At 62.8% G+C, this 16,890-nt stretch carries 16 protein-coding genes; 14 read left to right on the forward strand and 2 right to left on the reverse strand.

Annotated elements, in window-relative coordinates; all coding sequences use genetic code 11:
• Window positions 1-8 precede the first annotated feature (8 nt).
• Window positions 9-1,634 (reverse strand): long-chain fatty acid--CoA ligase, encoded by a 1,626-nt coding sequence (locus BRA1417_RS0120065; RefSeq protein ID WP_027517343.1) that lies wholly within the window; start codon window positions 1,632-1,634, stop codon window positions 9-11.
• A gap of 178 nt (window positions 1,635-1,812) precedes the next feature.
• Between BRA1417_RS0120065 and BRA1417_RS0120070 the strand changes: the two genes are divergently transcribed.
• The 14 genes from BRA1417_RS0120070 (at window position 1,813) to BRA1417_RS0120145 (ending at window position 13,642) form a co-directional block, all read left to right on the forward strand.
• Window positions 1,813-3,666 (forward strand): NAD(P)/FAD-dependent oxidoreductase, encoded by a 1,854-nt coding sequence (locus BRA1417_RS0120070; protein WP_027517344.1) that lies wholly within the window; start codon window positions 1,813-1,815, stop codon window positions 3,664-3,666.
• A gap of 39 nt (window positions 3,667-3,705) precedes the next feature.
• Window positions 3,706-4,521 (forward strand): lytic transglycosylase domain-containing protein, encoded by an 816-nt coding sequence (locus BRA1417_RS0120075; RefSeq protein ID WP_027517345.1) that lies wholly within the window; start codon window positions 3,706-3,708, stop codon window positions 4,519-4,521.
• Between the two features lie 198 nt (window positions 4,522-4,719).
• Window positions 4,720-4,941, forward strand: a complete 222-nt coding sequence (locus tag BRA1417_RS0120080; protein ID WP_007592399.1) for a hypothetical protein — start codon at window positions 4,720-4,722, stop codon at window positions 4,939-4,941.
• A 12-nt stretch (window positions 4,942-4,953) separates the two neighbouring features.
• Window positions 4,954-5,376 carry a hypothetical protein gene (locus tag BRA1417_RS0120085; RefSeq protein ID WP_007592397.1) on the forward strand — a complete coding sequence of 141 codons (423 nt, stop codon included), beginning with the start codon at window positions 4,954-4,956 and terminating at the stop codon, window positions 5,374-5,376.
• Window positions 5,377-5,759: 383 nt separating this feature from the next.
• Window positions 5,760-6,206: a MaoC family dehydratase gene (locus tag BRA1417_RS0120100; protein WP_027517346.1), complete on the forward strand. Its 447-nt coding sequence runs from the start codon at window positions 5,760-5,762 to the stop codon at window positions 6,204-6,206.
• 90 nt (window positions 6,207-6,296) lie between these two features.
• Window positions 6,297-6,809: a hypothetical protein gene (locus BRA1417_RS0120105; RefSeq protein WP_027517347.1), complete on the forward strand. Its 513-nt coding sequence runs from the start codon at window positions 6,297-6,299 to the stop codon at window positions 6,807-6,809.
• A 242-nt stretch (window positions 6,810-7,051) separates the two neighbouring features.
• Window positions 7,052-8,209: a LuxR C-terminal-related transcriptional regulator gene (locus BRA1417_RS0120110; protein WP_027517348.1), complete on the forward strand. Its 1,158-nt coding sequence runs from the start codon at window positions 7,052-7,054 to the stop codon at window positions 8,207-8,209.
• 229 nt (window positions 8,210-8,438) lie between these two features.
• Entirely contained in the window at window positions 8,439-9,410 is a 972-nt protein-coding gene (locus BRA1417_RS0120115; RefSeq protein ID WP_027517349.1) for an AraC family transcriptional regulator, read from the forward strand.
• 82 nt (window positions 9,411-9,492) lie between these two features.
• Complete coding sequence (locus tag BRA1417_RS0120120) at window positions 9,493-9,741, forward strand: hypothetical protein (RefSeq protein WP_027517350.1); 249 nt, start codon at window positions 9,493-9,495, stop codon at window positions 9,739-9,741.
• Window positions 9,742-9,892: 151 nt separating this feature from the next.
• On the forward strand, window positions 9,893-11,011 hold the full coding sequence (locus BRA1417_RS0120125) for a helix-turn-helix transcriptional regulator (protein WP_027517351.1): 1,119 nt from the start codon (window positions 9,893-9,895) through the stop codon (window positions 11,009-11,011).
• A gap of 112 nt (window positions 11,012-11,123) precedes the next feature.
• Entirely contained in the window at window positions 11,124-12,242 is a 1,119-nt protein-coding gene (locus BRA1417_RS0120130) for a helix-turn-helix transcriptional regulator (protein WP_027517352.1), read from the forward strand.
• 230 nt (window positions 12,243-12,472) lie between these two features.
• Window positions 12,473-12,730 (forward strand): hypothetical protein, encoded by a 258-nt coding sequence (locus BRA1417_RS42900; protein WP_084462262.1) that lies wholly within the window; start codon window positions 12,473-12,475, stop codon window positions 12,728-12,730.
• Window positions 12,723-12,899, forward strand: coding sequence for a hypothetical protein (locus BRA1417_RS0120140; RefSeq protein ID WP_245286255.1), 177 nt, complete (start codon window positions 12,723-12,725; stop codon window positions 12,897-12,899). Before BRA1417_RS42900 ends, BRA1417_RS0120140 begins: the two co-directional genes overlap by 8 nt.
• A gap of 14 nt (window positions 12,900-12,913) precedes the next feature.
• A complete protein-coding gene (locus BRA1417_RS0120145; protein ID WP_027517354.1) occupies window positions 12,914-13,642 on the forward strand; it encodes a sulfite exporter TauE/SafE family protein in 729 nt (242 codons plus the stop codon).
• Here BRA1417_RS0120145 and BRA1417_RS0120150 read toward each other — a convergent pair.
• Window positions 13,639-16,827, reverse strand: coding sequence for an efflux RND transporter permease subunit (locus BRA1417_RS0120150; protein WP_027517355.1), 3,189 nt, complete (start codon window positions 16,825-16,827; stop codon window positions 13,639-13,641). The two genes, BRA1417_RS0120145 and BRA1417_RS0120150, sit on opposite strands and share 4 nt — an antisense overlap.
• Between the last annotated feature and the right edge of the window lie 63 nt (window positions 16,828-16,890).

Genomic DNA, 16,890 nt, shown 5'->3' on the forward strand with positions numbered 1-16,890 from the left:
GCGGCGGCTCAGGCCACGCGATACTCTCTGAATTTCTCGCGCAACGCTGATTTGAGCACCTTGCCGGTGCCGGTCATCGGGAACTCGTCCATGAACTCAACGGCGTCGGGCATCCACCAGCTCGCGATCTTCGGGCGCATGTACTCGAGCAGCGTCTTGCCGTCGACGGTCCCGCCCTTCTTGCGGACGACGAGGAGCAGGGGCCGCTCCTGCCATTTCTCATGGTTGATCGCGACCACGGCGGCTTGCAGCACATCAGGGTGAGACAGGGCGACGTCCTCGAGCTGGATCGAGGAGATCCATTCGCCGCCGGACTTGATCACGTCCTTGGAGCGGTCGGTCAGCGTGACGTGGCCCTGGGGATCGATCACGGCCATGTCGCCGGTGATCAGCCAGCCGTCGCGGTCCAGGCCTTCGTCGAGTTTCATGTAGCCGGACGCAACCCACGGTCCCCGCGCGCGCAGATGGCCGACGCTCTTGCCGTCGCGCGGCAGCTCGTTACCGCCGTCGTCGACGATGCGCAAGGCGGTGCCGAAACAGGCGCGGCCGGACACCTGGCGGCGGTCGAACTTCTCTTTGTCGTCGAGATGCTCGGAGCCCGGCCGCAGGCCAGGCATCGAGCAGCCGAGGGCTTCAGTCATGCCCCAGGCCTGGACGTAGTCGATGTCATACTCGCGCTTGAGCTTCTCGACCATCGCGCGCGGCGGCGCCGAGCCTGACGACAATGTTGCACGAAGCGTCGAGAACCTGTTGCCGGTGCGTCCGAGCCAGTCGAGCAGGATCAGCCAGAAGCTCGGCACGCCCGCGGACAGCGTCACCTTCTCGCCTTCGAGCAGCTCGTAGAGCTTGTCGGGCTCGTAATTGCGGCCGGGCAGCACCAGCTTCGAGCCGGTATAGGGCGCCGTGAACGGCATGTTCCAGCCGTTGCCGTGGAACAGCGGCGCCATCGGCATCATCACCTCGCGTACGCCTTCCAGGTGCCCGGGCAGGAAGTCGAAATTGCAGGAGACCATGGTCTGCAGGATCGCGGCGCGGTGCGAATAGATCACGCCCTTCGGATTGCCCGTCGTGCCGGAGGTGTAGCAGATCGTGGATGCCGATTTTTCGTCGAACTCCGGCCAGGCGAAGCCGGCGTCGTTCTCGTTGTCCAGAAGCTCCTCGTAGCAATGCACGTTGGCAAGCTTGGTCTCGGGCATCCGCTCGCGCGAGGACATCACGACATAGGCTTCGATCGATTTGAGCTGCGGCGCGATTGCCTCCACGATCGGCAGCGTGGCGCGGTCGATGAACAGCAGCCGGTCCTCGGCGTGATTGACGATGTAGACGAGCTGTTCGGGGAATAGCCGCGGGTTGATGGTGTGCAGCACATAGCCCATGCCCGGCGCGGCGTAGAACATTTCGAAATGCCGGTGCGTATTCCATGCCAGCGTGCCGACGCGGTCACCGGGCATCATGCCGAACCTCTTGAGCGCCAACGCCATGCGCTTGATGCGCGGATGGGCGTCCGCATAGGTGTAGCGATGGATGTCGCCCTCGATCTCGCGGGCGACGACCTCGGCCTCGCCGTGATAATCGGCGGCATACTGGATCAGGCCGCTGATCAGGAGCGGCATGTCCATCATCAATCCTTGCATCGTCTCCTCCGGACCGCCATGTCGTTGCATGACGTACGCTTGTGATGTGCGCTTGAGGTTAGCGGAACGCCACGCGACGTTCACGCCAAAAAGCGAGGGACGTGATTGCATGCATCACTTTTTCAGGGCTAAGTGATGCGAGCTGCCGGCGAGGCAGTGCCCGCCGGGGAGGAAACGGATGTCAGCGGAAAGACACAAGACCGGTACAGCCGGCGAATCTACACTCGACATTGACGCACTCCGTGCGCGCTATCGCGACGAGCGCGACCGCCGCCTGCGCACCGAAGGCAAGGCGCAATATGTCGAAGTGACCGGCGAGTTCGGCCGCTATCTCGACGACCCCTGGGCCAATTCCGGGTTTGCGCGCGAGGCTGTCAGCGAACAGACCGAGGTGCTCATCGTCGGCGGCGGCTTCGGCGGCCTTCTGTGTGGCGCGCGACTGCGCGCGGCCGGCATCGATGATTTTCGGCTCGTGGAAAAGGCCGCCGATTTCGGCGGCACCTGGTACTGGAATCGCTACCCTGGCGCGGCCTGCGATACCGAGAGCTACATCTACCTGCCATTGCTGGAAGAGACCGGCTATATGCCGGTGCGGAAATATGCGCGAGCACCCGAGATCTACGAACATTCGCGCCGCATCGGCCGTCACTTCAGCCTCTATGAGCGCGCGCTGTTTCAGACCGTCATCACGCGCATGGAATGGCGGGAGCAGGAGGCGCGCTGGCTGGTCGAGACCGATCGCGGTGATTGCATCCGCGCGCGCTTCGTCATCCTTGCTGGAGGCCCGCTGAGCCGTCCGAAGCTGCCGGGCATTCCCGGTATCGAAAGCTTCAAGGGACACAGTTTCCACACCAGCCGCTGGGATTACGCCTACACTGGCGGCACGGCCGAAGGTGATCTTAGTGGTCTTGGCGACAAACGCGTCGGGATCATCGGCACCGGTGCCACCGCCGTGCAATGCGCGCCGCATCTCGGCCGCTCCGCCAAGGAGCTCTACGTCTTCCAGCGTACGCCGTCGGCGATCGGCGTGCGCGACGACCGCCCGACGGATCAGAGCTGGGCGCAGGGGCTCAGGCCTGGCTGGCAGCGCGAACGCATGGACAATTTCACCGCCGTCATCTCGGGCGAGCCATTCGAACAGGATCTGGTGCAGGACGGCTGGACCGGCCTGCTCGGCGAGATCCTGCTGGCGCCGCGCCGCCAGCCCCAGCCGGTGACCTCGATCGAGGAGGCGCTCAAGGTCATCGAGCAGGCCGATGATCGCAAGATGGAAGAGATCCGAGCGCGCGTCGATGCGATCGTCAAGGACGAGGCGACGGCTTCGGCGTTAAAGCCCTGGTACAAGGCCTTCTGCAAGCGGCCGTGTTTCCACGACGAATATCTCGACACCTTCAATCGCCCCAACGTGCATCTCGTCGACACCAGGGGACAGGGCGTCGATCGCATCACCGAGAATGCCGTCGTGGTCGACGGCCATGCCTACGAACTCGACTGCCTGATCTATGCCAGCGGTTTCGAAGTCGGTACCGATTACGCCCGTCGCATGGGCTTTGAGGTGTACGGCCGTGATGGCGTCAGCCTGTCCGAGCGCTGGCGCGACGGCGTCAAGACGATGCATGGCTTCTACAGCCGCGGCTTCCCGAATTGCTTCCTGATCGTCATGGTCCAGGCCGGCCAGAGCGCCAACTTCCCGCACATCATCGACGAGCAGTCGCAGCACATCGCCTACGTGATCGCCGAAGCGCGCAAGCGCAAGGCGCGAACCCTCGAGCCGACGCTGGCGGCCGAAAACGCCTGGGTCGAGGAGGTGGTCAAAGCCGCGCTCGGCCGCCAGACCTATCTCGCCGAATGCACGCCCGGCTACTACAACAATGAAGGCGTGTTCGATCCGATCGCGGCGAGAAACAGCCAGTATTGGCGCGGGCCGGTGGCATTCCTGCGGCTGCTCGACAAGTGGCGCAAGGAGGGCGGGTTGGATGGACTGGAACTGTCGTATGATCACGCCTTGGAGTCGGCGCCTTCGTCCGGGTAAGCTCGGGCATTGGATCGCGCCAGAGAGAGGACATTGGACATGATCAGGGGCAGAACTGTAGGGGCGGTTTTTGGGGCGATGACGCTGCTCAGCTGCCTGGCGCCCGCCGCTCACGCCGCGCAATGCGGCAGTTCGCCGGCCGGCTTCGAGACCTGGAAGCGCGAGTTCAGCGCGGAGGCGCAGGGCAAGGGCGTTGGCCAGACCGCGCTCTCGGCGCTGATGCAGACCAATTACGCGAGTGCCACCATCGCGGCCGACCGCGGGCAGCGCAGCTTCTCGCTGTCGCTCGACCAGTTCCTCGCAAAGCGCGGCGCCACCACCATCGTTGCCAAGGGTCGCCAGCTCAAGCAGTCGCAAGCCGCCTTGTTTGCCTCGATCCAGCAGCGCTATGGCGTCCCGCCGGGGCCGCTGATCGCGATCTGGGGCATGGAGACCGGGTTCGGCAGCCAGCGGGGCAACCAGAACATGCTCTCCTCGATCGCGACGCTTGCCTATGACTGCCGCCGTCCCGAATTCTTCACGGATCAGCTCTATTCGGCGCTGAAGCTGATCGATCGCGGCACGCTGTCGGGGGCAACCCGCGGCTCGATGCACGGCGAAGTCGGCCAGACCCAGTTCATGCCCAAGAACATCCTGGCCTATGGCACCGGCAATCTCGAAGTTGCCGCCAATGCGCTGAACTCGACGGCGAATTTCCTCAAGGCCCATGGCTGGCGCGCAGGAGCCGGTTACCAGCCGGGCGAGCCGAATTTCGCCGCCATCGAGGCCTGGAATGCCGCCGGCGTCTATCAGAAGGCGATCGCCCTGATGGGACGGCAGATCGACGAGGGCGGAGGAACGGCCGCCTCGCGCTGACCGGAGCCCGCCGCGTCGAGCGGGGCTCTTGATTCTTGTTTTGACGCGTTTTCTTTGTGCGAACCGGCATCCACTTCGCTTGAAAACACTCTGGCTCAGCAAGGCGTGATGCGCCGACAAGAGAAAGTTCTTGTCATCAGGAACCGACGGCACGAGGTTTGGCTTGATCGGAAAGGGCTGGGCATGAGGAGACTCAACATGGCAACCCAGATCGTGATGGACCAGACTGGCGACACGCGCCACGAGTTTGATCCTGGCAATGCCGAAGCGCTGGCGCGGGCCGAACGGCGCTTTCGGGAGCTGACCGGAGCGGGCTTCACCGCCGCGCTGCGAACCGGACCTGGCGAAGTCACCCGGATCCGATCGTTCGACCCGACCGCGCAGGAAACGCTGTTCTATCCCCGCCTGGTCGGCGGTTGATCTGAGCTGCTCATGATCGCGGCGGTCTGGCTCCGCGCGCCGGCGCGTGCGCGTCTGCATGCGCTACGCGAACTCTATCGGCGCTTCTTCGGCGAGAACACGCCGGATGCCCGCGGTCGCCGGCTCCTGGCCGAATGGCTGTCGCCGGCGCAGCGCGCCCAATTTGAGCAGTACCGGCATTTCGATGTCGTCGGCTGCGATACCGGCAAGACCTATCGCATCCATTATGGCACCGCCGCCAATGTCCATGAGATCGACGCGGCCGGAAATGCGACGATGGGGTGGTGCTTTGTCCCGTCAGGCTTTCTCGTTCCCGGCGACGTGATGCTCGCACAGAAGATCGCGCTCGAGACCGACGAGCGGGGAGCTCTCGCGCTCGCCAACAGGTTTCCGCCGGCAACGCATTCTGAACATTTCTACCGGCGGCCGTTCTAGGGCAAGGCCGTCAGTGCAAGGCTATCAGTAATGGGTGGTGCGATAGGCATCCACCGCGTGCGCTGCAAAAACGCCGACGCTGCAAAGCGCGAGCAAGGCCGAGATCAGCTCGATCATAGCTCACCCTCCTGCGGCGGCAGGGCGACGAGGTGCTGACAGCAGGAATAATCCCAGATCAGGTCGAGGAAGAATTGCATGGTGGCCGTCCCTGTATGATTTTGACAACCAGATAACCGACCATCTGTTTCAGGCGTGTTTCGTCGCATCTGGAAACGGGTTTCTTGGGGAACCCCGGGCTGGTTTGTGCGCTGCGGAGCCGCTACATCCCGCTTTTGCTCAATCCCATTAGCCGCGAGGCGGCACATCGCATGCGAGGCGAAATCATGGCGCGGGTCGAGTGGTTCGACGATCTCACCATTGGAATGCAGTTCAAATCCCCCGAAGTTCACGTCACCGAGGCCGACATCAAGCGGTTCGCGGCCGAGTTCGATCCGCAGCCGATGCATCTGGACCACGAAGCCGCCAAGCAGACCCTGTTCAGGGGGCTCGCTGCCTCGGGATGGCACACCGCCGCGATTGCCATGAGCCTCGCGATCCAGACCCGCCCCTTCGGCCCGCATCCGCTGATCGGTGCCGGCGTCGACGGTCTGCGCTGGACCATCCCGGTACGGCCCGATGACCGTCTGCATCTGGTCGGGGAGATCATGAGCCTGACGCCATCGAAGTCGAAGCCCCAGGGCATCGCATTGGTGAAATGGACGATGTTCAACCAGAACGGCGAGGAGGTTTACACCTTCACCCCGATCGCCATCGTGCCGCGGCGGGAGTAGGGCAGGGCCGGCGCCCTAAGCCCCCCGAAGCCCTTGCGGGTCACCGGCAGAGGTGGTCATCTCGGTCCGGGGAACACGCTGGAGGCTGACATGAAACGATCTCTTCTCGCCGCCGGGTTGCTGGCCGGCGCCTTGAGCGCATTCGCTTTAACCGCAAGGCCGGTGCAGGCGCAACAATCCAAGGTCGGCGATTGGACCATCGAAAAGCGCACGCAGGACGCCCATTGCAATGCGAGCCGCGGCTACAAGGACAGGGAAGACGAGAACCGGGACTACGTCATCGTCATCACCTATTCCGAGAAGGCTATCGTCATCGTCATGATCTATGACGGCTGGGAGTGGGACAAGGTCGGCGAGATCCTCCGGGCCGATGTCGGCACCGATGACGCCGATATCATGAAGAAGGCGAAGTGGGAGGTCATGGACAAGACCACCGTGCGCGGCATCTTCGAATACGATCAGTCCATGATGGACCGGCTGTCCAAGGCCAAGCGTCTCTCGCTCGATTTCGAGGACGATGACGACGACAGCATCGAGATGCAGGTGCCGCGTGCCGGTGAAGCGTTGGCGGCGCTGAAATTCTGCGAGGAGAATCGCAAGTAAATTGCCGGAACCGGATGCGATGCCGGCGGGATCGGTGGCGACAGGCTTCTGCAGCGCGCGCGGCGCCTGACGCAGCGCACACGTGACTCATCGCACACAGTCCGCGCGCTGTTCGCATTTAGCCTAGTCTTTGGCGAAAACGTCCAAGCCGCATCCTGCGGTTGACGTTACGCAAGGACGATGTTCGATATTCCAGCATTTCGTCGTAACGTTTTCTCCGCGTCGGTTGCGTCGTCCGGCCGATGACAATCCTCCACGCAAATCGGTTCTCGTCCCTCGTCGGCGAGATCTACGACGCGGCGGTCGATCCCGCGCTGCGCAGCGGGGTGCTGGAACAGGTTTCGCATTTCGTCGGCGGATGTGCCGCGACCATCCTGTCCAGGGACAGAGCCAGGCTCTCGATCGAGATCCATGAGCATTTCGGCACCGACTCCCGCTTCCGCCAGCTCTATCGCGACCGATATGTGGAGCTTGACCCTCTGCTCGATCGTCATCTCACGCTCGCGGCGGAACAGACGATCGGCGTCGCCGACATCATGCCTCATGCGGATTTCCTGACAACGAGCTTCTATCGTGAGTGGGTGGAACCGCAAGGAGCGATAGACCTTGCAACCGTCGCGCTCGAGACGTCGGCCACGCGCACCACGATCCTGCAGGTGTTGCGGCACCGGTCGCACGGACTCGTCGACGAGCCGATGCGTGAGCGCATGCGGCTGCTTGCTCCGCACCTCCAGCGCGCCAGGATCATGGGCCGGCAGATCAGGGGACGCTCGCATACCGTGGACGACCTTGCCGATATCTTGGATGGGCTGAGCACGGCGATCTGCCTGCTCGACGCAGATGGCCGCGTCGTGCATTCCAACGCAGCATGCCGCGGGCTGTTCGCGGATGCCAGCCTGCTCGCAATGGTCGGCGACCGGATCGTGGGCCGCAACACCCAGACCGACAAAATATTCCGCGGCCTGTGCGAAATCGATTCAGGCAGCGAAACTCGTTCCGCTGCCCGCCGCCAGATCGAGCTTGCGACATCAGTTGATGGACAGCACTATCTGCTGCACGCTTTTCCCTTGAAGCGCGATCGAATTCCATCGCGAGATGCTGCAGCGACCGTGCTGTTCGTTCAGAAAGCCTCGGCGGCGACATGGCTCGCAGCCGATGCGATCGCTGCGGCCTTCAGGCTGACACCCTCAGAACTGCGCGTATTGATGGCCATTATCGAGATTGGCGGCGTTCCCGACATCGCTGCAAAGCTCGGCATCGCTGAAACGACCGTGAAGACACATCTCGGCCGCCTGTTCGAGAAGACCGGTGCCGGCAGGCAGGCCGACTTGGTCAAGATCGCAACCGGCTTCGCCGTTCCATTCGCGCGTCCAATGTACGGTGGTGACGACGCCGTGTGATCCATTTCACATGGCTCGCCGATATTTGCCGCAATCTCAATCCATTGTGATGAGCCGAGCTCCCGCGTCCTCCGAATGCAGGACGCGAGTCATTTGATACTTTCGTATATCGCGTTGCAGAAAAGTGAAGAGCAGCAAGCGCCGCGAAGCGATGCCGCGACGGCGTCGAACGCGAGTGTGAGGAAACGACAGCGCACGGCCGGACCTGCTCGTCGGTTGGAGGATTGCAGTGAGCCAGTTTGATTTTTCCGTTATCAACGTTTCAACGAACGAAATTCCCGAAAACGAGCGTATCCCGCTGCTTCGCGATTTCTACTGTCGCGGGGTGTTGAAGGCGGAGGTCGAGGTGAGGGAAGGAAAGCCGTTCGCGGCGAGCTTCACCTCCCACGTGTTGCCGGAAGCCCAATTGCTGATGGGAGGATTGTGCGGAGCGCGGGTCATTCGCACCAAGCACCTGGTTGCCGACGGCGACGACAGTCTGGCCCTGATCGTGAATCGATCTGGCGTGCTTGGGATATCCGAGCGAGGACACGATCTGAGCCTTCGTGCAGGAGAGGCAGTCCTGACGAGCGCGGAGGACGTCACGACGTTCGAACGATTGTCGCTGGGCAGCTGCTTCTCGCTGCGCGTGCCGAGACGCGTGCTGGCGCCGATGATCGTGGATGTCGATGACGCCGTGATGCGGGTGATGCCGGAGAGCTCGACGGGACTTCGATTGCTGGTCGATTACGCAGTGACGCTGGTGCGGGAAAATGCGTTCGCGATGCCCAATTTGCGCAAGCTCGGGGTCGGGCATCTGCACGATCTTCTGGCAGTCGTTCTCGGTGCCACCAACGAGTCGCGGGAGCTGGCCGGGCGGCGCGGCGTCAAGGCGGCACGGCTGCAGAAGGCCAAAGTCTCCATCGCCAACAATTGCTGGCGGCAGGACCTGTCGGTCGCCACGGTCGCCCAGGAGCTCGGCGTGACGCCGCGTTATCTCCAGCGCCTGTTCGAGGCCGACGGCAAGACGTTCTCGTCCTTCCTGATCGAACAACGCGTCAAGCGTGCCCATCGCATGTTGCGCGAACCCGGATACGCCGAGCGGACGGTGAGCTCGATCGCCTACGATGTCGGCTTCGGCGATCTCTCCTATTTCAACCGCTGCTTCCGTCGAACTTATGGCGCCACGCCCAGTGACGTCCGGGGCCGCGAGATGTCGTGACCGCGCGCGATTGAATGTCAGGTCAAATGCCGATTGGAGACGGCACGGGCGTGCGCCGCCCGCAGTTGGAGTGTTGTGTTGCATGCGCCGTTTTTTCTTTGATCTTATGCTCGGCAATGTCGTGAAGATCGATCCGGGTGGTATGGTGTTCGAATGCCCAGAAGCGACATTCGTGGTGGCCAACGAGATGGCAAGCCACCTGTTCGTCTGGCGCGACGATTTGCGCGGCCGCGATGCCTGCATCCGGGTCAGAGACACCGACGGGCGGGAGATCTATCGCGCCGCGGTCTGGTCGGAGAATGTGGAGAAGGTCGGCTGGGACGAGGCGTGAGCGTCCCGCTCCGGTATCGCAACTCCGCATCAGTAGCGCCCGAAACGGATATCCGTTCGTTGCCCGGCCGGCGCCTCATCCGATCGGAGGATGCTGCATGCTGTGGTTGTGGTATGCTTGGTGATATTGATCACACAGGCCATTTATAGCCATGCACGGACCACGGAAACTGCCCGATCTGGTCGAGGCCATCTACGATGCCGGGCTCGATCCCTCGCTGTGGAATAACGTCGTCACCGGCATCCGCGACTTTGTCGGCGGCCAGGCCTGCGGGCTGTTTTCCAAGGACTCGATCAGCAAATTCGGCGTCACGCACTATTATTGCGGGGCGGACCCGCACTACATCCGGCTCTATTCCGAGACGCATTCGAAATTCGATCCGCTGACGGTCCTGCCGCCGCATGGCCAGATCGTCAGCATTCCGGATCTCGTCAATTTCGATGAATATCGGCGAGGACGCTTTTACCAGGAATGGATGCGGCCGCAGGGTTGCAGCGATGCGGCCAACGTCGTGCTCGAGAATTCGAATGCGAACTGCCCCGTGATGATGACGGTGCTGTCGGGCCGCCGGATGGTGGATCCGGTGATGAAGCACCGCCTCTCGCTGGTCGTCCCGCACGCCAGCCGCGCGTTGCTGATCAACCGGGCCATGACATCGCAACTGACGCTGGCGACGGCGCTGGCGGAGGTCCTGGACAATCTTGCCTGCGGCATCTTCCTGCTCGATGGTTTCTGCCGGGTGGTGCACGCGAATTCCGCGGGGCACAACATGCTTGCGGCCGACGATCTAGTTCGGTCCGTTGCGGGGCAATTGGTGACCAGCAGCGCGGAGGCCAATCTGACGCTGCGGGAAGCGTTCGCGACCCGCAATGAAATTACCCTGCTTGCCACAAAGGGGCATGCGTTTTCGCTGCTTTCGCCTTCGGGCGAGCGCTACGTCGCGCATATCCTGCCGCTGTCGTCCGTCCTGCGGGGTGGCAGCGAGCGGGTGGTCGATGCCGTCGGTGCGCTGCTCCTGCGCAAGGTATCGCTCGGCGGACAGTCCTACGGCGAATTGATCGCGCGGACCTTCGATCTCACGCCGGCCGAGCTGCGCGTGTTCCTGTCGATCGTCGAGATTGGCGGCGTCCCGGAGACGGCGGTCGCGCTCGGTATCGCGGAAACGACGGCGAAGACGCATCTGCATCGCGTGTTCGCCAAGACGGGCGTTTCGCGTCAGGCCGATCTCGTCAAGCTTGCGGCAGGATTCTCCAATCCGCTCGTCAACTAGACCGTCGATTTTGCCTTCACGATTGAACCTTTCGCTCCCGCGAAAGACTCACGGAAGCCGCCAGGCATGAAGAACATGTCGCCATCTCCATGTGTCAGTATTGGCTCTTCCGATGCCCCGACCTCCAAAGCCGTCCGAGTTGATCGAGACTATCTATGACGCGGGTCTCCACCCGGAGTTGTGGAGCGAGGTCGTTGTCAAACTCAATGCCTTCATCGGCAGCCAGGCCTGTGGTCTGATTTCGAAGGACCCGGTCAGCAAATCGGGCGCGACGCATTATTACTGCGGAGTCGATCCGCACTACATTCAGCTCTATGCGGAGACCTACTCCCGGTATGACCCGCTCGCTCGGCTTCCGCGCTATGGCGAGGTGCGGAACATCCCCGATCTCGTGGATTTCGACGAATATCGCCGCGGCCGCTTCTACCAGGAATGGCTGCGCCCCCAAGGCTGCGTTGACGTCGCCAACGTGGTGCTGGAGCAGTCGAAGTCGTCCTGTCCGATGCTGATGACGGTGATCCCGGGCAGGGGGATGCTCGACACCGAGCAACGGGCGCGGATGCAGTTCCTGGTTCCGCATGCGAGCCGGGCGTTGCTGATCAACCGGGCGATCGAACGGAAGCAGCAGCACGCGATCGCGCTCGCCGACGTCGTGGACCAACTGAATGCCGGTGTCATCTTGCTCGATTCGACCTGTCATATCGTCCACAGCAATCCAGCCGCGGAGACGATCCTGGCCGCCGATGATGTCCTGCGGTCTGTCTCGGGCCGGTTGGTGGCAAGATCCTCCGCCGCAAATTCGGCGCTGCGCGACATTTTCCGTGACACAAGCGAGGTCGCGTTGGCGGTATCTTCGGGACGGAAAATTCCGCTGATCTCGCATGACGGTTCCTACTACGTCGCGCACGTCATTGCGCTGCCGTCACTGCAGCGTGAGGAGACGGCCGAGCGCAGTTCGGCTGTGGGAGCCTTGTTCATCTGGAAAGCGGAACTCGACGGCCGCTCATGTGCCGGCCTCATCGACCGCACTTTCGAACTCACGCCTGCGGAACTGAGAGTCTTGCAGTCGATCGTCGATGTCGGCGGTGTGCCGGAGACGGCGATTGCGCTCGGTATCGCGGAGACGACGGTGAAGACGCATCTGCATCGGGTGTTCGCCAAGACCGGCGTTTCTCGTCAAGCCGATCTCGTCAAGCTCGCAGCTGGATTCTCTAATCCGCTCGTGCATTGAGGCGCGTTCAAAAACGCAAGCGAGTCGCTGCAGCTCGCAATAGGTTCAATCATAAGCATCATTAGAAAGTTATCGCACGTCGTTCGATCGAATGACGCGATTTTCTGCGCTCTATTCTACTGAACATCACACGGTCTGTTGTTCGACGTATCGGGCATTTGTGTGAAGCAATTCACTGCAGGCGGAAGTGGATCCCGTCAACCTCTCGAACAGGTTGAGAGGAGATTGTCATGCGAACGGCGTCACCGGTTTTGGCAGGCAGGTTCCGCGATATCGTCGCCCGCATAGGCGCGGTGCTCCGCGCGCAGCGGGAAATCGACGCGCAGCGCGTGTTGCAACGCTATCGGCATCTGCTGGAGCAGCCGCACGAAACATTCCGTTTGAATGAAATCATTCCGGTCAGCAACGAAGAGGATATTGCAGAAAATGCCCACGGATCTGATGGGTGCGAGCGCGCCGCCGGGCACCCCAAATTCGAACGTGCATAACGTCAACATCGTCGCGATCGCGCTGACCGCGGCGCTCGTCACGCTCCAACTGGTCGGCCTCGCGATGCTGGAGCGATCGCACGCTTACGCGCATCCGTCGGTTCCACTCGTGCCGGTCGTTTGCACCGAGAGAGCCGATATCCCTGTCTCGCAAATTCCCTACGACTGACCGGAGGGCGGATTGTGCCTGATGTCACGACTCTGATGCTGCTCAGCGTTGCCGTGTTCGCCGGCGCCTTCGTCTCCGGGCTCTCGGGATTTGCCTTCTCGGCGGTGGCGGGCGCCATCCTGCTCCGGGTGTTTCAGCCGCTCGAAGCCGTGCCGCTGATGATGGCGTGCAGCATCGGCGTGCAGGCCACCAATCTGTGGGCGCTTCGACGCAATATCCGCTGGGAAGGCAGCCTGCTACTGATCGTCGGCGGCTTGATCGGAGTTCCCATCGCGGTATCGCTGCTCCAGAGCACCGATACGCATCTGCTCCGGCGCGGCTTCGGCATCATCGTTGCACTCTATGCGGCCTACATGTTGCTCCGGCCGACGTTGGTGACGGCCGGCGAGGCGGTCGGGCGGCATTGGGTTGCCTTGATCGGGTTCGGGGGAGGGCTGGTCGGCGGGCTGACCGCGATGCCCGGCGCGATCCCGACGATCTGGTGCGACATGCGCGGCATGCCCAAGAGCGAGCAGCGCGGCCTGGTGCAGCCGTTCATCGCCGCGATGCAGCTGTTCGCCATCGCGCTGCTGGTCGGACATCACGATCTGTCGTCGAAAGTCTTCGTCGATCTCGCGGTCAGCCTGCCGGCGCTGTTCGCAGGCTCCGCGCTCGGCGTGATCGCCTTCCACAGGGTCAACGAGGCGGTCTTTCGCAAGACCGTGCTCGTTTTGTTGTTGCTGTCGGGGATTTCCCTGATCTAGTGCCCGACGGGTTGCACCGGCGCCGCGCTGGTGTCGCTAGCGTGATGCGTCAGCGGCTTCATGCCGGTGACGGTCCGCAGCAGCACATAAAACACCGGCGTCAGGAACAGGCCGAATACGGTGACGCCGATCATGCCGGAGAACACGGCGACGCCCATGGCGCGCCGCATCTCCGAGCCTGCGCCGGTGGATAACACCAGCGGCAAGACGCCCATGATGAACGCCATCGACGTCATCAGGATCGGGCGCAGCCGTAAGCGGCTCGCCTCGATCGCGGCCCGGATCGGCGTGCGTCCGGCAAATTCGAGCTCACGCGCGAATTCGACGATCAGGATCGCGTTCTTGGCCGAGAGTCCCACCAGCACGATCAAGCCGATCTGGGTGAAGACGTTGTTGTCGCCCTTTGAGATCCAGACGCCGAACATCGCAGCCAACAGACCCATCGGCACGATCATGAGGATCGAGAGCGGCAAGGTCAGGCTTTCATAGAGTGCGGCCAGCACCAGGAACACCAGCAGGATCGCCAGCGGGAACACCCAGAGGCCGGAATTGCCGGCGATGAACTCCTGATAGGTCAGGTCGGTCCATTCGAAGGCGAAGCCGGGCGGCAATGTCTCCGCCGCGATCCGCGTCGCGACCTCCTGTGCCTGGCCGGAGGAAAAGCCGGGCGCAGCCGCCGCGTTGATGTCGGAGGACAGGAAGCCGTTGTAGCGGATCGCGCGCTCGGGGCCCGCGCTCTGGCGGATCGTGAGCAACGCCGACAGCGGGACCATGTCGCCGGAGGACGAGCGCACCTTCAACTGCCTGATGTCGTCGGCACGCGCGCGGAAGGGCGCGTCGGCCTGCACGTAAACGGAATAGGTGCGGCCAAACTTGTTGAAGTCGTTGACGTAGTAGGAACCGAGATAGATCTGGAGCGTGTTGAACACCTCCGTCACGGGGACGCCGAGCTGGAGCGCCTTGGTGCGGTCGATATCGGCAAAGAGCTGGGGCACGTTGACCTGGAAGCTCGAGAACACGCCGGCGATCTCCGGTGCCTTCTGCATCGCCGCCATGAACGCATTCGTCGCCTGGTTCAGCGCCTCATAGCCGAGGCCGGCGCGATCCTCGATCTGCAGCTTGAAGCCGCCGATGGTGCCGAGACCGTTGACCGGCGGCGGCGGGAACATGGCGATGAAGGCCTCCTGAATCCCGGAGTATTTCTTGTTGAGGTCGGCCGCGATTGCATTGCCGCTCAGCGCGGGGCTCTTGCGCTCGTCGAACGGCTTCAGCGTTGAGAACACGATGCCGGCGTTGGAGGAGTTGGTGAAGCCCGAGATCGACAGGCCCGGGAATGCAACTGAGCTCTCGACACCGGGCTGGGTCAGCGCGATGTCGCTCATCTTGCGGATGACGTCTTCGGTGCGGTCCAGCGTTGCGCCATCAGGCAGTCGTGAGAACCCGACCAGATACTGCTTGTCCTGACCCGGCACGAAGCCGCTCGGGACCTGCTGGAACAGGAAGGCGGTGAGGCCGACCAGGACCACGTAGAGGCCCATGACGGCCGCCTTGCCCGAGATCACCTTGGTGACGGTGCCGCTGTAATTCTCCGACGAGCGTGTGAACACCTTGTTGAAGCCGCGGAAGAACCAGCCGAGGCCCTTTTCCATGATGATCGTCAGCCGGTCCTTCGGCTCGTTGTGTCCCTTGAGCAGCAGGGCCGACAACGCCGGCGACAGCGTCAGCGAGTTGACGGCCGAGATCACGGTCGAAATCGCGATCGTCAGCGCGAACTGCTTGTAGAATTGCCCGGTGAGGCCGGAGATGAAGGCGAGCGGCACGAACACGGCGATCAGAACCATGGCGATCGCGATGATCGGCCCCGACACCTCGCGCATCGCCTGGTAGGTCGCATCGCGCGGCGACAGCCCGCCCTCGATGTTGCGCTCGACGTTCTCGACCACGACGATGGCGTCGTCGACCACGATGCCGATCGCAAGCACCAGGCCGAACAGGCTGAGCGCGTTGATGGAGAAGCCGAAGACGTGCATCACCGCGAAGGTGCCGACGATCGACACGGGCACCGCCAGCAGCGGAATGATCGACGCGCGCCAGGTCTGCAGGAACAGGATCACCACCAGCACCACCAGCGCGATCGCCTCCAGCAGCGTGTGGATCACGGCCTCGATCGACGAGCGGACGAATTGGGTCGGGTCGTAGACGATCTGGTAGGACACGCCTTCCGGCATGTTCTTCTTGATTTCGGCCATGGTGGCGCGAACGTGGTCGGAGATCTCGAGCGCATTGGAGCCGGGCGCCTGGAAAATCGGGATCGCCACCGCCTGCTTGTTGTCGAGCAGCGAACGCAGGCCGTATTGCGAGGCGCCGAGCTCGATGCGTGCGACGTCGCGCAGCCGCACCACCTCGCCACGCGTGCCGGTCTTGACCACGATGTCGCCGAACTGCTCCTCGTTCGCAAGCCGTCCCTCGGCGTTGACGGACAGTTGCAGGTCGATGCCCTTGACGTTCGGGGAGGAGCCGACCACGCCGGCGGCGGCTTCGACGTTCTGCGCCTGGATCGACTTGACGATATCGCTCGCCGTGAGACCGTGCTCGGCGGCCTTCTGCGGATCGACCCACACCCGCATCGAATAGTCGCCGGCGCCATAGAGTTGAACGTCGCCGACGCCGTCGATCCGCGCCAGCCGGTCCTTGACGTTGAGCACGGCGTAGTTGCGTAAATACGTCATGTCGTAGCGATTGTTCGGCGACAGCAGATGCACGACCATGGTGAGATCGGGCGAGGACTTCTTGGTGATGATGCCGAGCTGACGCACCACGGCGGGGAGGCGCGGCTCGGCCTGCTGCACGCGGTTCTGCACCAGTTGCGTCGCCTTGTCAGGATCGGTGCCGAGCCGGAACGTCACCGTCAGCGTCATCGCGCCGTCGGTGGTCGCCTGGCTCGACATGTAGAGCATGTTTTCGACGCCGTTGATCTGCTCCTCGATCGGCGTTGCCACCGTTTCCGCGATCACCTTCGGATTGGCGCCCGGATAGGTCGCGCGCACCACCACCGAGGGCGGCACGACGTCGGGATATTCCGAGATCGGCATCGCGAACAGCGAGATCAGGCCCGCGAGAAAGATCAGGACCGACAGCACGCCGGCGAAAATCGGACGATCGATGAAGAATTTTGAGAGATTCATAGCCTTGCCCCTGCGCGAGAGACGACTCTCCCGTCATTCCGGGGTGCAGACAAAGCCGCGAAC

This window comes from Bradyrhizobium sp. WSM1417 (assembly GCF_000515415.1).
GTDB lineage: Bacteria > Pseudomonadota > Alphaproteobacteria > Rhizobiales > Xanthobacteraceae > Bradyrhizobium.

Excerpts from the sequence above, each read along its gene's own strand:
- BRA1417_RS0120065 (WP_027517343.1), bottom strand. The coding sequence starts at position 1,634 with ATGCAAGGATTGATGATGGACATGCCGCTCCTGATCAGCGGCCTGATC.
- BRA1417_RS0120070 (WP_027517344.1), top strand. The coding sequence starts at position 1,813 with ATGTCAGCGGAAAGACACAAGACCGGTACAGCCGGCGAATCTACACTC.
- BRA1417_RS0120075 (WP_027517345.1), top strand. The coding sequence starts at position 3,706 with ATGATCAGGGGCAGAACTGTAGGGGCGGTTTTTGGGGCGATGACGCTG.
- BRA1417_RS0120080 (WP_007592399.1), top strand. The coding sequence starts at position 4,720 with ATGGCAACCCAGATCGTGATGGACCAGACTGGCGACACGCGCCACGAG.
- BRA1417_RS0120085 (WP_007592397.1), top strand. The coding sequence starts at position 4,954 with ATGATCGCGGCGGTCTGGCTCCGCGCGCCGGCGCGTGCGCGTCTGCAT.
- BRA1417_RS0120100 (WP_027517346.1), top strand. The coding sequence starts at position 5,760 with ATGGCGCGGGTCGAGTGGTTCGACGATCTCACCATTGGAATGCAGTTC.
- BRA1417_RS0120105 (WP_027517347.1), top strand. The coding sequence starts at position 6,297 with ATGAAACGATCTCTTCTCGCCGCCGGGTTGCTGGCCGGCGCCTTGAGC.
- BRA1417_RS0120110 (WP_027517348.1), top strand. The coding sequence starts at position 7,052 with ATGACAATCCTCCACGCAAATCGGTTCTCGTCCCTCGTCGGCGAGATC.
- BRA1417_RS0120120 (WP_027517350.1), top strand. The coding sequence starts at position 9,493 with ATGCGCCGTTTTTTCTTTGATCTTATGCTCGGCAATGTCGTGAAGATC.
- BRA1417_RS0120125 (WP_027517351.1), top strand. The coding sequence starts at position 9,893 with ATGCACGGACCACGGAAACTGCCCGATCTGGTCGAGGCCATCTACGAT.
- BRA1417_RS0120130 (WP_027517352.1), top strand. The coding sequence starts at position 11,124 with ATGCCCCGACCTCCAAAGCCGTCCGAGTTGATCGAGACTATCTATGAC.
- BRA1417_RS42900 (WP_084462262.1), top strand. The coding sequence starts at position 12,473 with ATGCGAACGGCGTCACCGGTTTTGGCAGGCAGGTTCCGCGATATCGTC.
- BRA1417_RS0120150 (WP_027517355.1), bottom strand. The coding sequence starts at position 16,827 with ATGAATCTCTCAAAATTCTTCATCGATCGTCCGATTTTCGCCGGCGTG.